The 20270-nt window shown below is 57.6% G+C and carries 16 protein-coding genes; 8 read left to right on the top strand and 8 right to left on the bottom strand.

The features are described 5' to 3' along the window. Positions 1-76: 76 nt before the first annotated feature. Complete coding sequence (locus DM813_RS23160; protein WP_128325726.1) at positions 77-337, top strand: DUF1652 domain-containing protein; 261 nt, start codon at positions 77-79, stop codon at positions 335-337. A gap of 47 nt (positions 338-384) precedes the next feature. On the opposite strand, the gene DM813_RS23155 is transcribed toward DM813_RS23160, so the two are convergent. From DM813_RS23155 to DM813_RS23145, 3 genes are all read right to left on the bottom strand, one after another. Beyond that, positions 385-681, bottom strand: a complete 297-nt coding sequence (locus DM813_RS23155) for a hypothetical protein (protein ID WP_128325725.1) — start codon at positions 679-681, stop codon at positions 385-387. A 168-nt stretch (positions 682-849) separates the two neighbouring features. Then, entirely contained in the window at positions 850-1860 is a 1011-nt protein-coding gene (gene adhP, locus DM813_RS23150; protein ID WP_128325724.1) for an alcohol dehydrogenase AdhP, read from the bottom strand. Positions 1861-1977: 117 nt separating this feature from the next. After that, positions 1978-2931: a LysR family transcriptional regulator gene (locus tag DM813_RS23145; protein WP_128325723.1), complete on the bottom strand. Its 954-nt coding sequence runs from the start codon at positions 2929-2931 to the stop codon at positions 1978-1980. Between the two features lie 133 nt (positions 2932-3064). Between DM813_RS23145 and DM813_RS23140 the strand changes: the two genes are divergently transcribed. The 5 genes from DM813_RS23140 to DM813_RS23120 all read left to right on the top strand — a co-directional run bounded on the left by DM813_RS23140 (position 3065) and on the right by DM813_RS23120 (position 8796). Continuing rightward, positions 3065-4243, top strand: a complete 1179-nt coding sequence (locus DM813_RS23140; RefSeq protein WP_128325722.1) for a M20 aminoacylase family protein — start codon at positions 3065-3067, stop codon at positions 4241-4243. 50 nt (positions 4244-4293) lie between these two features. Further along, positions 4294-5595, top strand: coding sequence for an MFS transporter (locus tag DM813_RS23135; protein ID WP_128325721.1), 1302 nt, complete (start codon positions 4294-4296; stop codon positions 5593-5595). Between the two features lie 80 nt (positions 5596-5675). Continuing rightward, complete coding sequence (locus DM813_RS23130) at positions 5676-6998, top strand: OprD family outer membrane porin (protein WP_164897283.1); 1323 nt, start codon at positions 5676-5678, stop codon at positions 6996-6998. A gap of 46 nt (positions 6999-7044) precedes the next feature. Then, positions 7045-8361: an amidohydrolase gene (locus DM813_RS23125; protein WP_128325719.1), complete on the top strand. Its 1317-nt coding sequence runs from the start codon at positions 7045-7047 to the stop codon at positions 8359-8361. 78 nt (positions 8362-8439) lie between these two features. Then, on the top strand, positions 8440-8796 hold the full coding sequence (locus DM813_RS23120) for a VOC family protein (protein ID WP_128325718.1): 357 nt from the start codon (positions 8440-8442) through the stop codon (positions 8794-8796). Between the two features lie 238 nt (positions 8797-9034). Here the strand turns inward: DM813_RS23120 and DM813_RS23115 are convergent, their stop codons facing one another. Continuing rightward, the gene (locus DM813_RS23115) at positions 9035-9505 is read right to left on the bottom strand and encodes a hypothetical protein (protein WP_128325717.1); all 471 of its coding nucleotides are present in this window, start codon (positions 9503-9505) and stop codon (positions 9035-9037) included. A 983-nt stretch (positions 9506-10488) separates the two neighbouring features. Between DM813_RS23115 and dsr1 the strand changes: the two genes are divergently transcribed. Beyond that, positions 10489-14307 carry an anti-phage defense-associated sirtuin Dsr1 gene (gene dsr1, locus DM813_RS23110; RefSeq protein WP_128325716.1) on the top strand — a complete coding sequence of 1273 codons (3819 nt, stop codon included), beginning with the start codon at positions 10489-10491 and terminating at the stop codon, positions 14305-14307. Positions 14308-14472: 165 nt separating this feature from the next. Here the strand turns inward: dsr1 and DM813_RS23105 are convergent, their stop codons facing one another. The 4 genes from DM813_RS23105 to DM813_RS23090 form a co-directional block, all read right to left on the bottom strand. After that, positions 14473-14985: a hypothetical protein gene (locus DM813_RS23105; RefSeq protein WP_128325715.1), complete on the bottom strand. Its 513-nt coding sequence runs from the start codon at positions 14983-14985 to the stop codon at positions 14473-14475. A gap of 154 nt (positions 14986-15139) precedes the next feature. After that, positions 15140-17161 carry an alkyl/aryl-sulfatase gene (locus tag DM813_RS23100; protein WP_128325714.1) on the bottom strand — a complete coding sequence of 674 codons (2022 nt, stop codon included), beginning with the start codon at positions 17159-17161 and terminating at the stop codon, positions 15140-15142. A gap of 122 nt (positions 17162-17283) precedes the next feature. Further along, positions 17284-17952: a DUF3313 domain-containing protein gene (locus tag DM813_RS23095; RefSeq protein WP_128325713.1), complete on the bottom strand. Its 669-nt coding sequence runs from the start codon at positions 17950-17952 to the stop codon at positions 17284-17286. 58 nt (positions 17953-18010) lie between these two features. Further along, on the bottom strand, positions 18011-19282 hold the full coding sequence (locus tag DM813_RS23090) for an OmpP1/FadL family transporter (RefSeq protein ID WP_128325819.1): 1272 nt from the start codon (positions 19280-19282) through the stop codon (positions 18011-18013). A gap of 381 nt (positions 19283-19663) precedes the next feature. Between DM813_RS23090 and DM813_RS23085 the strand changes: the two genes are divergently transcribed. Continuing rightward, complete coding sequence (locus DM813_RS23085) at positions 19664-20269, top strand: c-type cytochrome (protein ID WP_232239551.1); 606 nt, start codon at positions 19664-19666, stop codon at positions 20267-20269. The last annotated feature ends 1 nt before the right edge of the window (position 20270 follow it).

Raw genomic sequence — 20270 nt, 5'->3', positions numbered from 1 at the left:
TCGCTTTATCAATTGGCGTCTTTGGTCATTGAGTGGTAATTGAGAGTCTGGGCCCATGCGACATGAGGATTGCACCATGTCATTGATTGGCGTTTCCACGCTTGAACTGCGTCAGCTTATCGAACAGGCATTTGCGCCTGAGCACTGTGAAGCCTCTTGCGAGGATGGTGAGTGGCTGACCATCCGCCTTGGGCATGGCGGTAATCTGTTTGTGACCGAAATACGCCTGGACAGTGTGACCAGTTGTCACGACGTCTTCACGCTGGTCGGACATATCCACGAGCAGCAACGCCTGGCGCTTGACCCGGACGTACTCAAGGGGCGTGAAGTGGTCTGACGACGTGGCGGGCTTGCCTGTCCGCCAGCGATTGATGACCTGACGGTTTACTTGCACTCTGCCAGCACCACTTTGCAGGTGTTGGGGGTACCGCCGGAGCGGCCGGCATAGCGTATGCAATTGTTCATCGATTTGGTGCGCGCCATGTGCATCGTCGAGCCCCAGGCCAATCCACCTTCACCTGCGGTAGGCAGGGCCTTGGCGTAGCAGCTGGAGCCAGCGTTTGCATAGGCATAGCGTGCTTTCGAAGCCTTGCTCGAACAACTCGTTGTTAGTGCCAGACCAAAAGCTAGCAGCAAGGAAAGGGTGATGGGCGGGCGTTGGCTTGCTGTTAGACCGATCATTTCAGGTTTGATCCTGTCGCTGGCGTGCAGGCTTGCACCGCGCTGGTGTGTGCAAGTAAAGAACGTCGTGCGCTGATTGTCAGGCGCCAGCCGTCGTGTCGTTGCTCACCTTGCGCCAATGCCTCGGCACCGGCTGATTGACCTGTGCCGAGGCGCTGCCTACCGCATTTAGCTACCGAAATCGATCACCATGCGGCCTTTGATTTTCCCTTCCAGCATTTCGTCGAAGATCTCGTTGATGTCTTCGATCGGGCGCAAGGTCACTTTGGGCACCACTTTGCCTTGTGCGGCAAACTCGAATGCCTCCTGCAGGTCCTGGCGGGTGCCCACCAACGAGCCGACCACCTCGATGCCGTCGAGCACCAGCCGGGGGATGTTCAGGTTCATGGCTTCAGACGGCAGCCCGACCGCCACCAGACGTCCGCCCGCGCGCAGCGCGTCGACTGCCGAGTTGAACGCTGCTTTTGCGACTGCGGTAACCACGGCCGCGTGCGCACCGCCGGTTTTCTCCTGAATGACTTTCGCAGCATCCTCAGTGCGTGAATTGACGACCAGATCGGCGCCCATTTCGCTGGCAAAGCGCAGCTGCTCATCGTTGACATCGACGGCGATGACCCGGGCATTGAAGACGTTTTTGGCGTATTGCAGGGCCAGGTTGCCAAGGCCGCCGAGGCCATAGATTGCAATCCACTGCCCGGGGCGGACGTTGGAGATCTTCACCGCCTTGTAGGTGGTCACGCCTGCGCAGGTCACGCTGCTGGCGGCGGCAGAGTCGAGCCCGTCCGGCACTTTCACCGAGTAGTCAGCCATCACGATGCAGGCTTCGGCCATGCCGCCGTCCACCGTGTATCCCGAGTTCTTGACGTCGCGGCACAGCGTTTCGTTACCGCTGGTGCAGTACTCGCAATGCCCGCAGCCTTGATAGAACCACGCCACACTGGCGCGGTCGCCGGGCTTGAGCGAGGTGACACCGGGGCCCACTTCCTGGACGACGCCGATACCCTCATGGCCGAGAATTACCCCGGTTTTGTCTCCGAAATCACCGTTTTTGACGTGCAGGTCGGTGTGGCAGACCCCGCAGCACTGCATCTTCAGGAGCGCTTCGCCGTGCTTGAGGGGCCGCAGGGTTTTCTCGACCACGTCCACGCGTTGTCCTTTTGCAACAACAGCCGCTTTCATAAATGCCTCCTTGTCTCTCTGAGTGCGCTTGATTTATCGCAGGGTCAGCATAGCCAATTCACTTCACAAGACAGTGACGGGGGACAAGGTGCAGGTACTTAAGTGTGGAAAACCGGCTCAGATCAGCAGCCTGAGGGTGTCGAACAACTGCCGGTCGTCCGCTTTCGACGAGCGGGCCCGGCGACGGATGACCTGCAGCAGGCAGTCGACGAAGCACTGCGCTGCCGTGCCAAGCTGGGTGTTGCGCGGCGTGACGATACCGATGGTGTCGGTCGCAAATGACTCCGCCAGGTCCAGACGGGCTACCCGCTCCCGGTAGATCGGCACGGTAAGCATGGGCTCGGGGCAGTAGCCGAGCATGTCGGTCTGCTCCATCAGCGACAGCATCAGTTGAAGCGACTGGGCGCGCTGCACCTGTTCGACCGGAATCTGTGCGCTGTGTTGCCAGAACAGTTCGGTCATGAAGTCTTCGTGGCCGGTGTCCGGGTAGTTCACCACCCAGTCCTGATCCAGCAGTTCGTGGATCGACCGGCTGCCGCGTTTCGGGTGCTCGCAGCGGGCGATCACTGCCATTTGATAGGACAGCAGTGGATCACAGGCAAACTCCGGGCGCGGCAGCAGGGCAGAGACCAGGCCGATGGCGAAGTCCATGGTGCCTTCGCGCAGGCGCGGCAAGGTGACGGCCATCAAGCCTTCGAAGATCTCCAGTCGCACCTTCGGCATGCGTTGGCGAAACAGTTGCACGACTTCCGGCAACAACGCCATGCCCATCCACGGCGAAATGGCAAACCGCAAGTGGCCTTCGATATGGCCCTTGAGGTGGGTCAGTTCCAGTTGCGCCTGTTCGAGTTGCCCGAGCATCTGCCTGGCATGCAGCAGCAGCGAGCGGCCATACAGCGTCAGCCCCACGCCGCTGGCATTGCGCACCAGCAGGGGCAGTTGCAGGTGCGATTCAAGTTCACGCAATGCCTTGGAGATGGCGGTCTGTGAGACGTCAAGCTTGCGCGCGGCAGCCCGGATACTGCCGCAGTCGGCAATGGCCACGAGTGCCTGGAGTTGATGCAGCTTCATCGTTTCCCTTGCTGTCGAGCGTAAACCTTTGGTTGTCAGCCCAACCGATTTGCGGACTTCCGAGGCCACGGAACGTGACCCTATGATTTCCCCAGCATGCCCAGCTCTGGGAAAAACAACAACAGGAAACGCCATGACACACCCGTCCGTGCTACCCGGCATCCAGGCCATAGAAGATGAAATGATCGCTGTGCGCCAGCATTTGCATGCCCACCCGGAACTCAGCTTCGAAGAGTTCGCCACCAGTGACCTGATCGCCAGCAAACTCCTGGAGTGGGGCTATGAAGTTCATCGCGGGCTCGGCGGCACCGGTGTAGTCGGTAGGTTGCAACTGGGCAGCGGCCACAAGGTGATCGGGTTGCGCGCCGACATGGACGCATTGCCGATTACCGAGCAGACGGGCTTGCCTTACGCCAGCAAGCATGAGGGCAAGATGCATGCGTGCGGGCACGACGGCCACAGCGCCATGCTCTTGGCCGCCGCCAAGTACCTGGCGCAGCATCGCGCGTTTGAGGGGACGCTGACACTGATTTTCCAGCCGGCCGAGGAGGGTGATGGCGGTGCCCGGCGCATGCTTGAGGATGGTTTGTTTGAGCGCTTCCCGTGTGACGCGGTGTTCGCGATGCACAATATGCCGGGGCTGCCGGTCGGTAAGTTCGGCTTTCGCAGTGGACCGTTCATGGCGTCGACCGATACCGTGACGATCCGCATCCACGGCGTCGGTGGCCATGGCGCCATGCCGCACAAGGCAATCGATACAGTGCTGGTCGGCTCCGCCATGGTCATGGCGCTGCAGAGCGTGGTGGCACGCAATATCGACCCGCTCGACTGTGCTGTCGTCTCGGTCGGTGCATTTCATGCCGGCATCGCTGCCAACGTCATTCCAGAACACGCTGAACTGCAATTGAGCGTGCGCGCCTTGACGCTGGCGGTACGCGATCAACTGGTCGAGCGCATTACCGCGCTGGCCCAGGCGCAGGCCGCCAGCTTCGGCGCCACGGTGCAGGTGCTGGTCGATGAAGCGCAGCGCTTCCCGCCATTGGTCAATCACGAGCTACCCACGGCGTTCGCGCGTCAGGTTGCCCTCGACTGGCTGGGTAGCGAAGGGGTGATCTGCGACACCGCGCCCCTGACCGGCAGCGAAGATTTTGCCGTCATGCTCCAGCATTGTCCTGGCAGCTACCTGCTGATCGGCAACGGCGATGGCGAAGGGGGCTGCATGGTGCATAACCCCGGTTACGACTTCAATGACGACTGCCTGGCGCTGGGCGCCAGTTATTGGGTGCGTCTGGTCGAAACCTTTCTGGTCTGAATCTCGCCGCCTGCCCGCCGCCGAGAGCGCACCGGGCCAGAGGAGTTGTCATGTCCGTTACCATTATCCCGGCGGCTGCTGTTGCCATTGGCCGCCCGTCGATCAGTACCCGTGCCATCGCTGCGATCACCCTGGGTTCAGCGCTGGAGTTCTTCGAGTTCTCGGTATTCAGCTTCTTCGCCACGCTGATCGGCCGGCAGTTTTTCCCGGCACAGAGCGAACTCAGCCAGTTGCTGCTGGCATTGGCGACGTTCGGCCTGGGCTTCGTCATGCGCCCGCTTGGCGGTTTGATCATTGGCGCCTATGCCGACCGCGTCGGCCGCCGACCGGCGATGTTGCTGACATTGAGCCTGATGGCTGTGGGCTCGACCGTGCTGGCGTGTGCCCCCACCTATGCGCAGATAGGCCTGGCTGCACCCCTGATGATTGTGGCAGCGCGGCTGATTCAAGGTTTCGCCATTGGTGGCGAGGTCGGCGCGTCGACGGCCATGCTGATGGAGTATGCCGACGACCACAATCGAGGCTTTTACGGCAGTTGGCAGTTCTTCAGTCAGGGCCTGAGCTTTCTCTTGGGCTCTGTCGTCAGCTTGGCTCTCACCACCAGCCTGAGCACCGAGGCGCTGGAAAGCTGGGGCTGGCGCATACCGTTTCTGGTGGGTTTGCTGATTCTGCCGCTCGGTGTCTACATCCGCCGCCACCTGCAGGAAACCGCAGAGCATGCAACGCCTGGCGAACCCAAAGCGCCGGCGCTGCAACTGATCTTTACCCGTCACCGCCGCGTGCTGGTGGCCGGTGTGCTGATGACCATCGGTGGCACCGCCAGCAGCTACATCGTGCTCGACTACATGACCAACTACACCGTCGCCGTGCTAAAGCTGCCGATGTCCACCGGCATCGGCGCCTCGTGCCTGGGTGCATTGGTGCAGATCCTGCTGTCGCTGTGGGCGGGCAAGCTCAGTGATCGCATCGGCCGGCGACGCACCATCGCCTTGGGCAGCATCCCGATGCTGCTGTTGATCTACCCGGCCTTCATGTTGATGACCCACTACCCGACGTTGCTCACCTTGCTGGGCGTTTCGCTGGTCTGCACCTTTTTCCTGGTACTGATCACCGGCCCGTCGGTGGTGATGCTCACCGAGCTGTTCCCGCGGGCCATCCGTGCCTCCGGGCTGTCGCTGGTGTACTGCCTGGGCGTGTCGATTTTCGGCGGATTCGCGCAGTTCTTCGCCACCGGCCTGATCAGCCTCACGGGCGACAACCACGCACCGGCGTTCTACGTGATGGTGTGCCTGTGCGCCACCCTCGCGGGGCTCTCGCTGGTCAAGGAGACCGTCGGCAAACCGCTGGACTAGACCGCCGGCCACGGCGGTTGGCAACGATGGCTGAACAATAACAACAAGCGCTTCGAGCGCCCCTTGCGATGGATACCTGCATGACTTTTCTTTCGACCTCCCGGCCGCTGGTAATCGCCTGCGTGACTGTTTTCCCGTTGCTGTCGACGGCGGGTGAACACGGCTTCATCGAGGACAGCGAATTGCTGCTGAGCACGCGCTCGGTCGTCCTCAACAACCAGATCAAGGGCGACGGCCATGACCGCCGTCCCAACAACAGGCGCGATCCGCGTGACGTGTCGCTCGGCTTGAAAGCCAATTTCACCTCGGGATTTACCCAGGGGACGCTGGGGCTGGGCATCGATGCGTTCGCCTACAGCGGTTTCAAGCTCGATGGCGGCGACGGCCATGCCGGCTACGGCACGGTGCAGATGAACAAGCAAGGCGAAGCCCAGCGCAGCTTCGGCAGGGCCGGTGCGCTGGTCAAGGCACGCTACGCGCAAACGCAGTTGCGTTACGGCCAGATGCAGGTCACCAACCCGGTGTTTGCAACCTCCGATACCCGGGTATTTCCCAGCACGGCTACCGGTTTTCTGCTGAGCAGCGAGGACCTCGACGGTGTGCTGCTCGAAGGCGGGCACTTCACCGCAGGCACCGAGCCGTCCTCGACCAGCAGCAAAGGCGGGCTGTGGGCCAACTACGCCAACATCCAGACGCGCGCGGTCGACTTTGCCGGCGCTCGCTACGCCTTGAATGATCAATGGTCGATGAGCCTCTACGGGGCCGACTTTCAGGAACTGTGGCACCAGTACTATGTCGGCAGTACCTACCGCTGGACCCTTGATCCGGCGTCGCGGATTGACCTCGACGTCAATGCCTACCAAACCAACGATGCCGGTCAGGCCAGGGCCGGTGAAATCGACACCACCGCGTTTTCAACGCAGGTCGCCTACTCCTGGCTCAACCACAAGCTCAGTCTCGGTTTCCAGCGGATTATTGGCGACACCCCGTTCGACTACATCGGTTTTGGCAACAACGGCTCGGGTGCGTTCGGCAACTCCATCTACCTGAGCAATCCGGTCATGGCCTCGGACTTCAACGGCCCCAACGAAAAGTCCTGGCAGCTGCGTTACGACCTGGATATGGCGCCCTACGGCCTGCCGGGTTTGAGCTTCATGGGCCGGTACGTGTACGGCTATGACATCAGCCGCTCGCCCAACCCCAATTACCAGGCGTGGTCGGCCGCCGACGATGCGCAGCACCAGGAGCTGGACCTGGAGGCGCGCTACGTCGTCCAGAGCGGTACCGCCAAGGGCATGAAAGTGCGCTTGCGCGAGGGTTACCACAACGCCATGCGCGGCCAGCCCGATGGTGACATCAGCATGCACATGCTGATCGTGGAATGGCCGCTACGTCTCTTCTGAGTTCAAAACAAACCAACAAGAACAGCACCACAAGGACACCTTAACCATGCGCAACACACCGGCTTGTTTATCCCTCACCCTGTTGGGCTTGCTGGTCGCCTCGGCGAGTCAGGCCGCCGATACCGATTGGGTCGAGGCCGCCGTCACTGCGGTGAACCCGCAAGTGATCGAATGGCGCCACGACATCCACCAGCACCCGGAGCTGGGCAACATGGAAGTGCGCACTGCGGCGCTGGTGGCCGAACAGTTGCGCGCGTCGGGTATCGACGTGCGCACGGGTGTCGGCAAGACCGGCGTGGTCGGCGTCTTGAAGGGCGCCAAGCCCGGCCCGGTGGTGGCCCTGCGTGCCGACATGGACGCCTTGCCGGTGAAAGAAATGACCGGCCTGCCGTTTGCCAGCAAGGCGCAAGGCCTGCGCCTGGGTAAAACGGTGCCGGTGATGCACGCCTGCGGCCACGATACCCACACGGCGATGCTGCTGGGCGCCGCCAAGGTGCTGGCCGAGCACCGTGAACAGATCGCCGGTACCGTGGTGTTCCTGTTCCAGCCGGCCGAGGAGGGTGCGGCGGACGCCGATGACTTTGACACCAGCAGCGTCGCCGGTGCCCGCGCGATGATCCGCGACGGCGCCCTCGACGCGCCCAAGGTGGAAGCGGTATTCGGCGTGCACGTGATGGCCGGTTACCCGACCGGTCACCTGTATTACAAGGCCGGCCCGGTGCTCAACAGCGATGACGAATTTCGCATCACCGTCAATGGTCGCCAAACCCACGGTTCCGCGCCCTGGACCGGCAGCGACCCGATTGTCGCCAGCGCCCAGATCGTCAATGGCCTGCAGACCCTGGTAAGCCGGCGCACCGATCTGACCAAGGGCATGGGCGTGATCAGCGTCGGCTCGATCAACGGCGGTACCGCCAGCAATATCATTCCCGAGGCCGTGGTCATGACCGGCACCATCCGCTCGAATCATCCGGACATCCGCGCCGGTATCCTCGCGCACATGCCTGCTATGGTGAGCAACATCGCCAGCAGCTACGCCACCACCGCCAACCTGCAGCTGGTGCCTTATGCGCCGGTTACCGTGAACGACCCGGCACTGACCGAGGCCATGGTGACAGCCCTTGAAAAGGCGGCACCGGGCAAGGTCGAACGTTTGCCGGCCTCGCTCTCACCCAGTGAAGACTTCGCCTTCTACGCACAGAAAGTGCCGGGCCTGTTTGTTTTTCTCGGCGCAACGCCGGAGAGTGAAGACATGAACAAGGCTGCCAACAATCACAGCCCGTATTTCACCGCCGACGACGCGACCCTGGCGACGGGCGTGAAGGCGCACGTACAGTTCGTGCTCAACTACGCATCACGCTAAACGCCAGGCCTGTTGTTTTTGACCGCCATGGGGTGTACACCCCATGGCTGCCAACCATCACTCAGCAAGGAGCCAGGCATGAGCGTTCGAGGGAATGATCGTCAGATCGACAACATTGAGTTCAACGTCAGCGATATCGCTTGCAGCAAAGCCTTCTACGGTGCGGCATTTGGCTGGACATTCGTCGACTACGGACCGAGCTATACCGAGTTCAGCGATGGCCGCCTCACCGGTGGCTTTACTACAGGTGAGGCTGTGCGGCCGGGCGGGCCATTGATCATCCTGTATGCCGATGACCTTGATGCCGTACAGCAGCGTCTTCAAGGCCTTGGCGCCGTCATCAGCCGTGAAACCTTTGCGTTTCCCGGTGGGCGCAGGTTTCATTTCATCGACCCGGACGGCTATGAGCTGGCGGTCTGGACTGCGCAACAGTAGGGCGTGGTGCTTGATGTCGGGGATGGCTCCTTAGGACGGCCGTCTCCGAGTGCAGCAATGTAGTGCTCAGAGACTGTCCGGATCGCCAAAAAACATTTCAACTTGGCTCTAAATATGGGGTTTTGCGTATGGATATCCTATTATTGCCCCCAATCTTGCCCCCGATCGTACCTGGTGCGTGAGCGGAAAGCCTTGTATACCAGCAGCACTTGGTGAATTTATTTGAGTTCTGTTCCGTTCATGCCAGTAGGGGATCATCCTCAGCATTCCAAGATGCTAGCTGCAACTCCTGTTGTTTAGCCGCGAGTTTGCGGTTTGGCTCATCCCCCAAGTGCCGTTGACCTGCCGAAAGTCCTAGCGCCCGTACTAATGTCACAGCCTGGCGCCTAAGGTTACCGCAGTGTGTCGCCCGAGGATTGATCATCGGCGTTCCGAGACGGGTGGTCAGCACATCACCTTCGACCGCTAATACCTCTTGAGTCCACTCGATCCGGGCATTGATCTCGGCCAAATCCGTCGCCAATTGCAGGTCAAAGGGCTCCCACATAATCACCGGGCGCATACTCATGATCATTTCGAAAATTTGTTCCGCACGAGGCTCAAGCTTGCGTGTAGGCAACAAAACCAACTGTGCCGCCTGCATCGCCTCGACCTGGGAATCAAATGAGGTATCAGGCTCCCTTCGGATTTTTGCTTGTGCTCTGGCCATTTTGGGCCTCGAAAACGCTCTAATCAGTATTGAAGAAAGGCTCGGTGGCCGGTCGCGTTGATTTGGCCATTTTCGCCTACATCCCCCCTAGCCGTGCCCGGCCGGCCTCGGTATCGCCACGGCTGAGCGATACCAGTTTAAGAGAATTCGTCCTTGCTGAGACCGGATGCCGATATCTGGTCATGCAAGTTGAGCCATCTTTGGCACGGCCTCAGCCAGCCCCGTGCAGCAACGTAGCCAGTTGGTCTGCGGCCACACAACCTAGCAGCGAGCGCAGGGAAGCCTCAGGCATGGGCGATGGGTGGGTATGGGTAGGACAAGCAGATAGGCCATACCTGCACAGGCCGGGGTGGTAGTAATGATGAGGGTGGTGCTCAAGCAGCAGCAGACGGGGCGCTAAAGCGCGAACAGATGTTGCATCGAGACGAAGTCGAGGATGCCAACGGCCAGCAGCATGGCCCAACCTTCACGGCGAGCAACTAGCACACACACTCGCCGGTAGGGCTGACCACATCAAAGCCCGGTTGGTTGAACTTATCGGCCATCGTTCCACCAATGTGCAGTCCGGCGGACAGTTCACCCATGCGACGGCTCAGGTCCACCAGATCACCAGACGGAGCGCCGTCTGTGTGCTCATCACTATATAGGGCTGGTATTGGCTAAGGCGGGATTGAATGCTCATCGACGGCGCCACGATCGGGTTCATTCCCTCACGGTCATTGTCGCAAGACCCGGCAGGTCTTGCGTGATTCGTGAACTTGCCCACTCATTTGCATTCGACTTAACCAGTCATTTGCATCGGACTTGACTCGCAAAATTTTTGATAATGACCGGCAGAGAACGACCCATAGCTCCTCATCGATTGAGGCACAATACGGCCTATTACAATCGGTCGTTGAGTATCGTTGGCATAAAGAAGTCACCCGTGATACACAGCGAGTCAATAGGTGGCTTGTCGCCATCAAACACGAGGTGGCGCAGGGATGCAGTTTGTAACGAACGGTCCGGATATCCCAGACGAATTGCTCCAGGCCCATGAAGAGGACAGGGTAGTTTTCTTTTGCGGAGCAGGCATCTCCTACCCAGCTGGGCTGCTGGATTTCAAAGGCTTGGTCCACCTCATCTACAAAGAGGCGCTGACCAAATTCGATAGTGCAGAGCAGAAAGCCTTTGATAACTATCAATACGATGCCACTCTGGATCTTCTTGAGCGGCGCTTGCCGAACGGGCGGGGAGCTGTTCGAGAGGCTTTAGCGCGGGCTCTCAAGCCCAATCTTCGGCTCAAAGGGGCAACGGACACGCACGCAGCATTGCTGAGTTTGGGGAGGAGTCGGACCGGGGCCCTGCGTCTTGTCACAACAAATTTCGACCGCGTCTTCGATGCCGCAGGTCGGCGCACAAAACAGCGTTTCAATTCTTACTCCGCCCCGATGCTTCCGCTGCCTAAAAATAGCCGCTGGGATGGGGTCGTTTATCTGCACGGCTTGCTGCCAGCTAAGCCCACCGTTTACGAACTCAACCGACTCGTTATCACAAGCGGTGACTTCGGGCTTGCATACCTGACTGAACGTTGGGCTGCCCGATTCGTGAGTGAGTTATTCCGCAACTACGTGGTTTGCTTCGTCGGATACAGTGTCAGCGACCCGGTTCTGCGCTACATGATGGACGCGTTGGCTGCTGACAGAATGCTTGGAGAGATCACTCCGCAGGCATGGGCATTTGGATCCTGTAAACCAGGAGAGGAAAGCCAGAAAACCGCTGAATGGAAGGCAAAGGGAGTAGCTCCCATCCTCTACCACACTCAGCCTGGGGTCAACTCGCATAGGGGGTTGCATCAGACCCTGAAAGCTTGGTCTGAGACATACAGGGATGGAACTATTGGAAAGGAGCGGATTGTGACTACCCACGCTCTCTCCAAGCCCTCGGCTAGCACTCGGCAAGATGATTTCGTTGGACGTATGCTTTGGGCGCTATCTGATAGGTCTGGGCTACCGGCGCGTCGGTTTGCGGATTTCAGTCCCGCCCCGTCCTTAGAGTGGCTGTTGGGCGCATTCAGTGATACTCGCTACTACCACTCAGATCTCGGGCGCTTCGGGGTTCCTGCTCACGCGGAAGCCGATCCTAAGCTCAACTTCAGTCTGGTTCAAAGGCCCACCCCTTATCACTTGGCAGCGCCAATGTCGCTTGTCGGAGGGCGCACGGGTTACTGGGATAATGTGATGTTCCAGATAGCTCGATGGCTGGTGCGGCACCTCGATGATCCGGACCTTTTGCTTTGGCTCTCTGCGCGGGGGGGAAGCGTCCACGAGCGTCTTGCATTTCTCATCCAAGACCAGTTGGGGCTCACTGCCAAGCTTCAGAATGAAGGAAAAACCGCCGAGCTGGATGCACTCCGTAAAAGCTCACCTAAGGCGATACCAGGGCCTCTCATGCGCAAGCTCTGGGGGCTGTTTCTAGCTGAGCGGATAAAGTCGCCCTGGAGAGAGTTGGATCTTTACAGCTGGGCCGAGCGGTTGAAGCGAGATGGTCTAACTGCAAGTCTTCGACTACAGCTACGGATGCTGCTTTCACCTGTGGTTTCCATATCTAAGCCATTTCGATTGTCGGAAGATGTGGATGTTTCACCAACGAATCTGCGCAATCTGGTGAATTGGGAGTTGGTATTAAACTCCGACGACGTGAGATCTACGCTGTACGAGTCGTCTCATCAAGAGTGGACATTAGCTTTGCCGTTGCTCCTTGAGGAATTCCAGGCATTGCTTCGTGATGCTTTGGACCTCTTGCAAGAATTAGGAAGTGTCGACTCTTTTGAGGATCGTTCATTCTGGGATATGCCGTCGATTAGTCACCACTGGCAAAACCGTGGTTTCCGCGAGTGGGTAGTGCTCATTGAGCTGCTCCGTGATTCGTGGCTAGCTAATTTCGGAGAGTATCCTGATGCTGCTGTGAAGATCGCGCGCAGCTGGTTTGAGATTCCGTATCCTACCTTCAAGCGTTTGGCGTTCTTTGCAGCGAGTCAAGAAGGCGCTTTTCCCGCGGATGAATGGGTTGAATGGTTACTGGTAGAAAATGGTCGATGGCTGTGGTCAATCTCCACTAAACGAGAGGTTTATCGCCTGCTCGTGTTGCAAGGGCGAAGGCTGCCTCTCGTGGCTCAAGAAATGCTGGAGACGGTGATTTTGCTCGGCCCCCCGAGAGAAAACTTCGTAGCTGACATCACGGATGATCGGTATCAACAACGTGTAGACCAGGCAGTTTGGAGGGCCTTGGCGAAGCTTCAGTTAGGTGGGCTTGTCCTCGGTGATCAAGCTCAGCAAAAGCTTGATGAGCTATCCGCGGTGTACCCGCATCTACGCTTGGCGGAAAACGAGAGTGATGAATTCTCTCACTGGATGAGTGGGACCGGAGACCCTGATTATCAAGATCAGCGCGTCATCAGGCTGGCACCTTACAAACGTGAAGCACTCGTTCAATGGCTTCGAAATCCCCCGGCTGATCATGAGTACTTTGATGAAGATACCTGGAGGGATGTGTGTAGAAAGCACCTTCTCAACAGTTTGTATGCTTTGGGAGACCTGGCGCAGGAGGGGCAATGGCTTGTGAGGCGTTGGCAGGAGGCGCTCCAGGTATGGAGCGAATCAGGTGTTGCTCGAAAATCATGGCGTTATGTTGTTCCATGGATCGAAGCGATGCCAGAAGAGGTTCTTTCGCAAGTGATTTATGATGTTACTCGCTGGCTTGATGAGGTATCTAAATCGAACTTTGAAGGCCTTACTGTATTTTTGGGGATGTGCCGTAGAGTGATGGGCCTGCCTCTAGATGCGGATACGGGCATGACTAGTAATGGCGAACCTATCAATCAGCCAGTTACTGAGGCCATCAACCACCCCATTGGACATGTAACGCAAGCACTGTTAAACATTTGGCAGAAATCTAACCTTAGCGATGATGATCGTCTTCCAGAGGGGATACGTCAGCTCTTCACCGAACTGTGCGACTTGCAAGTGGAAAGATACCGTCATGGCAGAGTTTTGCTTGCATCCAGACTCATCGCATTATTCAGAGTTGATGAGACTTGGACTAGAGCTAATCTCCTTCCTCATTTCAGTTGGGCTATCAGTCCCGTCGAAGCTAGAAGGGCTTGGGAGGGATTCTTATGGTCACCGCGTCTGTACCGTCCGCTTCTTTTAGCCTTTAAGGCTGATTTCCTCGATACTGCTGGTCATTATGAGGACCTAGGGGAGCACGATGAGCAGTTCGCTGCGATTTTCACATATGCAGCATTAGGTCCTCTTGAGGGGTATAGCTCAGAGGAATTCCGCCAGGCTTTTGCCACATTTCCTTTAAAGGCGTTGCAAGAGTCAGCTCAATCCCTGGCACAAGCGATGGAGGGCGCAGGGGAGCAGCGGGAGGAGTACTGGCGGAATCGGATCCTGCCCTTCTGGCAAAATATCTGGCCAAAATCCCAAGATCTAGTGACGCCCACCATTGCTGAATCACTGATCCGAATGTCCATTGCAGCCAGGGCAGAGTTTCCTGCCGCTCTGGATGCAGTCTACGATTGGTTAGTGCCCACGGAGCATATGCACTTTGCGATCCACCAGCTGCATCAGTCAGGTTTATGCACAACTTTCCCTGGCGCAGCGTTGCGCTTATTGGCTGCGGTAGTGGACGACCAGGCTTGGTTGTCTCCTGATCTTCGCCCGTGTTTGGAAGCCATTGCTGAGTCCCAGGCGAGCATTGCTGAACGTCCTGAGTATCGCAGGTTGGCTGACTATATGCGTCGTAATGGACATCCTTGATGCAAATCGCCTCCTTGCAGTGGCCTAGTTGATTTAACACAAAGAAACCAGACGCGGAGCAGTTAAATGACTGTTTTGGCCGTTAACTGCCCTCCATAATCGGCAGTTACTGTGAGGTCTCTGCCTATACTGACTAGCGTCATGAGTCGAAAGGCTTACGTCGGTTCAACGTTGCATTGGCGGAAGAGGGCCCACGAACATCACCTTCAGTCGATCACGACCAATGACTCGTGCCAGCTCCGCGATCACGCAATACATGAAAATCAATGTAACCAGAAGAATCTGTATTGCCCAAAAGCGCGGCCAATTCATCGACGACCACAGCAGTGAATTCGCATCCATGAGGCTGGGTGCCTCTTTCCAGTACTCGTACAGCCGCTCTAGGTAATGCACAACCAGCGCGACCACCGCATACATGAGCGTCTTCCAAGTGACATTCCAGATCAGGGGTTTGTCGGGAAAGCGGTTGATGAAGGGCAGCATATCCGCGACCAACACCGATTTGCCGAGGATCATGGAGGCAATCAGCACCGAGGCCGAAACGGGTAGATCAACTCCCGACCCCTTGATCATCAGCCCTCGAATAAGGGCAACAATGTGCAAAATGATAAAAAAGAAGATGGTCGGCGGAAGGACTTTCATGAATTCATGTTTAATTTTATGTATCAGCGTGCTCATATTTTTGACCTTCAAATTAGAGTTCGCGCGGTTTCACTAGGACAAATTTTGCCTAAGTACCCCAGGGTTGCTGCATTGTGTGAATAAAAAAGCGGCAAGCCACTAGCCCAGTGCCAATGGCTTGCCGTGATGCAATCAAGCATCAGTAGGAGCGTTACGGTGTGACAATATTGAACCAGAGGTCGAAGTTGTCCATGTAGCTCATCAACTCATCAAGCTTGCCCTCGTTGCCGTTGATCTTCACGTCGCCTTTGCTGACAGCATCCTTCAGCGTGGTCTGCTTGAGCATAATGTTGTTCAAGGTGTCACGGGTTAGCGTGATGGTTGCGTCGGCGTCCTTCGCTTGCACGCCCTCGGTGTGGTTGAGTACACCGTTGACCATCTCCAGCGTGTACTTCTGCTTGAGGTCAGTGAAGTCCAGGTTCAGGGTGATGTGCTTGTCGCCCACCTCAGGCCCTTTCAGGCGCATGGCCAGGAAGTCGAAGAACAGGTCCAGGTCCATCGCCTTGACGGTGTCGGGGCTGGCGGTGTCCGGTGTAGGCAGCTTCTGCACGCCATTGCGCAGCTCTTGCGCACCGGTCAGGTAGAAGTTGCGCCACGGGCCGCTCTCGGCCTGGTACCCCAGTTGTTCCAGGGTGTCGGCTTGCAGGTTCTTCGCCGCCTGGTTGTTCGGATCGGCGAACACCACATGGTTGACCACCTCGGCTACCCAGCGGTAATCACCCTTGTCGTAGTACTCCTTGGCTTTTTTCAGCACGGCGTCGGCGCCGCCCATCATGTCGACGTAACGCTTGGCCTGTTCATCCGGCGGCAGCTCCCACAAGGTGGCCGGGTTGCCGATATACCAACCCAAATGCAGCACGTAAGTGGCCTTGACGTTGTGGTTCAGCGAGCCGTAGTAACCACGGTTGGAGAAACGGTCGGCAATCGACTTGGGCAGTTTCACCTGCTCGGCGATTTCGGTCATGGTGTACCCCTTGTTGGCCAGACGCAGGGTTTCATCGTTGATGTAGCGGTACATGTCGCGTTGCGACGACAGCTGATCCTTGACTTCCTTGTTGCCCCAGACCGGCCAGTGGTGCTGGGCATACATGACCTGGACTTCATTGCCCCACATCTTCAGGGATTCATTGAGGTACTTGGACCAAGGCAGTGGCTCGCGAATCTTCGCACCACGCAGCGAGTAGGTATTGTGCAGCGTATGGGTGGAGTCCTCAGCCGCGTTTAGGGCCTTCTTCTCCTTGATGTAGATGAGCATTTCGGCCGGCGCCTCGCTACCCGGCGCGTAGAGGAACTCGTAGGTCAGTCCGTCGATTACGTGTGTTTCGCCGGTCTTTTCGATGAGGTCAGTCGGCGGAATCAGGGTCACGGTACCGGTAGAAGTGGTCGTACCCAGACCGGCGCCCAGTTGTCCGGTTTCGTTTGGTGGTAGAAGGTTGCCGTACATGTAGCTGGCGCGGCGGCTCATTGCGGTGCCGGCCATGACGTTCTCAGCCACTGCATGCTCCAAGAAGCCGTTTGGCGCGTAGATCTTGACCTTGCCAGCCTTGACGTCCTTTTCGTCCACCACACCGCGTACACCACCGTAGTGGTCGATATGGCTGTGGGTGTAGATCACTGCGACTACCGGTTTTTTCGGCCGATGCTTGAAGTACAAGTCGAGTGCCGCCTTGGCGGTCTCTGTGGATATCAGTGGGTCGATGATGGTGAGGCCGCTCTTGCCCTCGATTATGGTCACGTTCGACAGGTCGTAGTTACGCACCTGGTAGATACCATCGGTGACTTCGAACAGGCCAGAGATGTTGATCAGTTGCGACTGGCGCCACAAGCTGGGGTTGGTAGTGGCCGGTGCGGTTTCACCTTCCTTGATGAAACCGTACTTGTTCGGGTCCCAGATCATGTTGCCGTTCGGGCCTTTGACCGGCTCGGACGGCAGCGGGGCGATGAAGCCTTTGTGCGCCAGTTCGAACGAAGTCTTGTCGTTGAACGGCAGCTCTTTGAGCAGCGCATCGTTGGCCGCCTTGGTGGCCTCGGTGGCGGGTTTTGGCGATTCAGCAGCCCAGGCATGGGTGCTCACAGCAATGGCTGCGGCGAGCAGGACCGACGTGCTGAGCTTCCAAATTCCCGCTGATGCACCATCAGCTTTGAGGGACGAGGTTTGAGCAATCGCTTTCATTTCAAACTCCTTCTTGATCAATTTGCTGTACCCATCGGGGTAACTTCCAGCGTTATGCATTCCAACGTGCTATTCATCCTGAAGCAGATACTGGCGGCCTATGGTTGGCCAGTAATTGGTATCTACTTCTTAAGCATCTCAAAAGATTTCGCCATGTCACGTGCCCAGCCATCGAGAACAGCTTTGGCATCGTTGGCTGTCATGACTTGGGAGGAGTTGTCCAACTCGGCGCCTGCGCCTTTTCGTACCACTTGGGCGACCACTTCGTTATTGCTGCCATCTATGAAAGCCGCTTCGGTGGCGAGGCTGGTGTCCTGATCGCGGATACCGGTTGCATAGCTGACACCGGCGGCTACCAGGGCAATTGGGATCACCTCATATGGTTGCAGGCCTTTGGTTTTGGCGCTTACTGCAGTGATTGCCGGACGTACCACCAGCACTTTGGGGCCGGGGCCGCTGGCAAGCGGCAACTCTTTGGCAAACTGTGTTTGAAGCACTTGATCGTAATAATTGGTGATGCCGTTTAGTGTTTTCTGCGGCACCTTTTCGGTTGGTTGTGGTTTTGGATAGAGCTGGCTTGGTTCAACATAGATGCTGGTGAACTGGTTTGCGTTCACCCCCGGCTTGATCCAGCGCATCACCGCCCCACCAGTGGGCGACTTCTCTTCCTTGAGCGCTTGATAATTTTTGAGGAAGCCCGAGTATTCCTCGGGCGCTACGTATTTGCTGGTGCACCCCGTAATCCCTACAGTGGCCAGGCACAATACGACCGCTAGCGGCTTCAACTTCATGGTGGAACTCCTTGTGGTCAATTCAGTTCAGCTTCAGGTCGTGACACGGTGGTCCGAGTCAAAAGCGCCAAGTCGCACCGCCGCCTACGATATGTAGGGCGGCATCCTTGTATGTTCCGGAGAGTGTGGTCCCCGAACGCGACTTAGTCTGTTCGTCGTCCATGTCACCCAACCACACGAGGGTATAAGCCAAGTGCAGATCGAGACCTTCTTCAAGCTGGTAATTGACCCCGGTCGCGAAGCGCCAAGCTTCGCCCATGGGGTTGTCGACGGTGCGATCTTTGTCGTCTACCGCAGAGCTGTCGTAGCCTAGACCCATACTCCAGCGAATTTGCTTAGTGGCTTGATACTGCGCACCGATCGATGCATGCCAAGTGTCTTTGTACTGGCGGTCAATGGTGCGATCTACGCCGCCGGCATTGGCATCCACTTCCACGCCTATCTCGCCGAAGTCGCTCCAGTCTTGCCAGCCCAGGCTGCCTAGTAGCTTCCATTGCGGGTCGAGCTGATGTGCCACGCTAAGCAGCACAGTCTGGGGGACATTCATGTCCAGCTCCAACGAGTCGGCATCCAGTCGACGCAGAGCGGCATTGATGATCGGGTTGCTGACTTTGCGTACGTCAGGGCTATCTTCAAACTCCAACTTCACCTTGCTGGTGTACGACAAACCTATTTTGGTGCTCTCATCCAACTTGTAGAGCAAGCCGAGGTTGATCCCGGTGCCTACATCAGTGTCTTTGTATTCCAGTTGCCCGTCCGGACTATCACGCAGACCGAGCAAGTTGTTGTTGATGGCCACTTCAGTTCGGTAATAACCGTAGAGAATACGTGGGCCGATACCGACTGAAAGTTGGTCGGTGAACTGATGGGCGATGGTTGGCTGAAAGGAAACCCCGATAACGGCTGTCTCTTGGCTGAAGTAACGGCCAGCCCAGTCATCGTCGTAGTTCAGCGCCAGGCCAAAGTTACCGTACATGCCAAAGCCGACGGCCGAACGATCGTCGATCTGGTGGCTGATGAACAAGCTCGCGCCCGGCAGCCACTGTAGGGCATTACCGCCCTCGTTGCCGTCGAACTGGTTGCTGTCGTCACGAGAAAAACGCATGTGGCCGAGGATCACCTGGGCATTGGCACTGACCTGTGTGCCCTTGAGTTCGGTAATTCCAGCTGGGTTGCTCATTAGTACACTGGGATCGGTTGCGAGTGCGGCAGAGCCCGCATTAGCTAGTCCGGCGCCTTCCTGGCCGGCTTCGTAGATGAAGAGACCACCGGCGTTCGAGTCAGGACTTAACAGCCAAAGCCCTGAGCTGAAAATGGCCGCACACCACATCCGCGCGGTTCGTGCACAAATGTTACCCATCAAGCATCCCCTGCTAAGTGTAAAATTCACAGCACTTCCAGTTCATGGGCGCCCAATGGTTTTAGGTATCGTCTCGAAATACTCAAGAACAGCCGTGTAAAGGTGCGCCCAGCCCGGCTATGACTAGAAACAGCCTAGTAGCTATCGCGGTGAGTTCCACTTTTGTGTGAGGAATATGCGTTTCATTTCTCATTTCATGACAGCAATTCGGAGTTTGATAGATCGTCTCCGGACCTAATTGGCAGACAAAAATCTAACGAGTAACCAGCCCTGCGCAGTGGCTAGCCGCTCCGGATTACTCGCCTATGCTATTGGCAGTCTTGATCGAATGGATGATCTGGGAGGTGCTCGATGCGCAGTGTGAGAATGGCCGCAGCGCTAATGGTGCTGGACGCGGGGCTCGCAGGCATGGTTTGGGCACAGGAACAAGCTCCACGTGAAGCGCAGCCTTGTTTCGCTTGCCATGGGGAGCGTGGTCAGGGCACCACCCAGGGCCCCATGCTTGCCGGATTGTCGACGCAGTACATCGAGGCTCAGATCGACCACTTCATTTCCGGACAACGCAGCAATCCGCTGATGACACCGATGGCGCAAGCTTATACCGACCTGCAATTGCGCAGACCCGTCGCTACCTATTTTGCGTCCCAAGGCAAACTGCCTGAGCTGCACGTGCGCGGCCAGCTTCAAGCCGGGTCTGCAGCTGAGCGACTTTATTATCAAGGCGACATAACGCGAGGGATTCCCGCTTGTTACAGCTGCCACGGTCCGTCGGCCGTAGGGGGCGGGCCTTTCCCACGCTTGGCCGGCCAGCAGGCGGATTATGTCAGTGCGCAGTTGCTGGCTTGGCAGAAAGGTGAGCGCAAAGGCGACCCCGGCAACATGATGGCCGCTATCGCAAAACGACTGAGTGCAGAAGATATCCAGGCGCTTGGCCGTTACTTAGCTGCGATTCAGTGAG

This window comes from Pseudomonas alkylphenolica (assembly GCF_004025535.1).
Taxonomy (GTDB): Bacteria; Pseudomonadota; Gammaproteobacteria; order Pseudomonadales; family Pseudomonadaceae; genus Aquipseudomonas; species Aquipseudomonas alkylphenolica_A.
The sequence above is the reverse complement of the archived record's forward strand: the minus strand, read 5'-3'. Positions and strand labels throughout refer to the sequence as shown.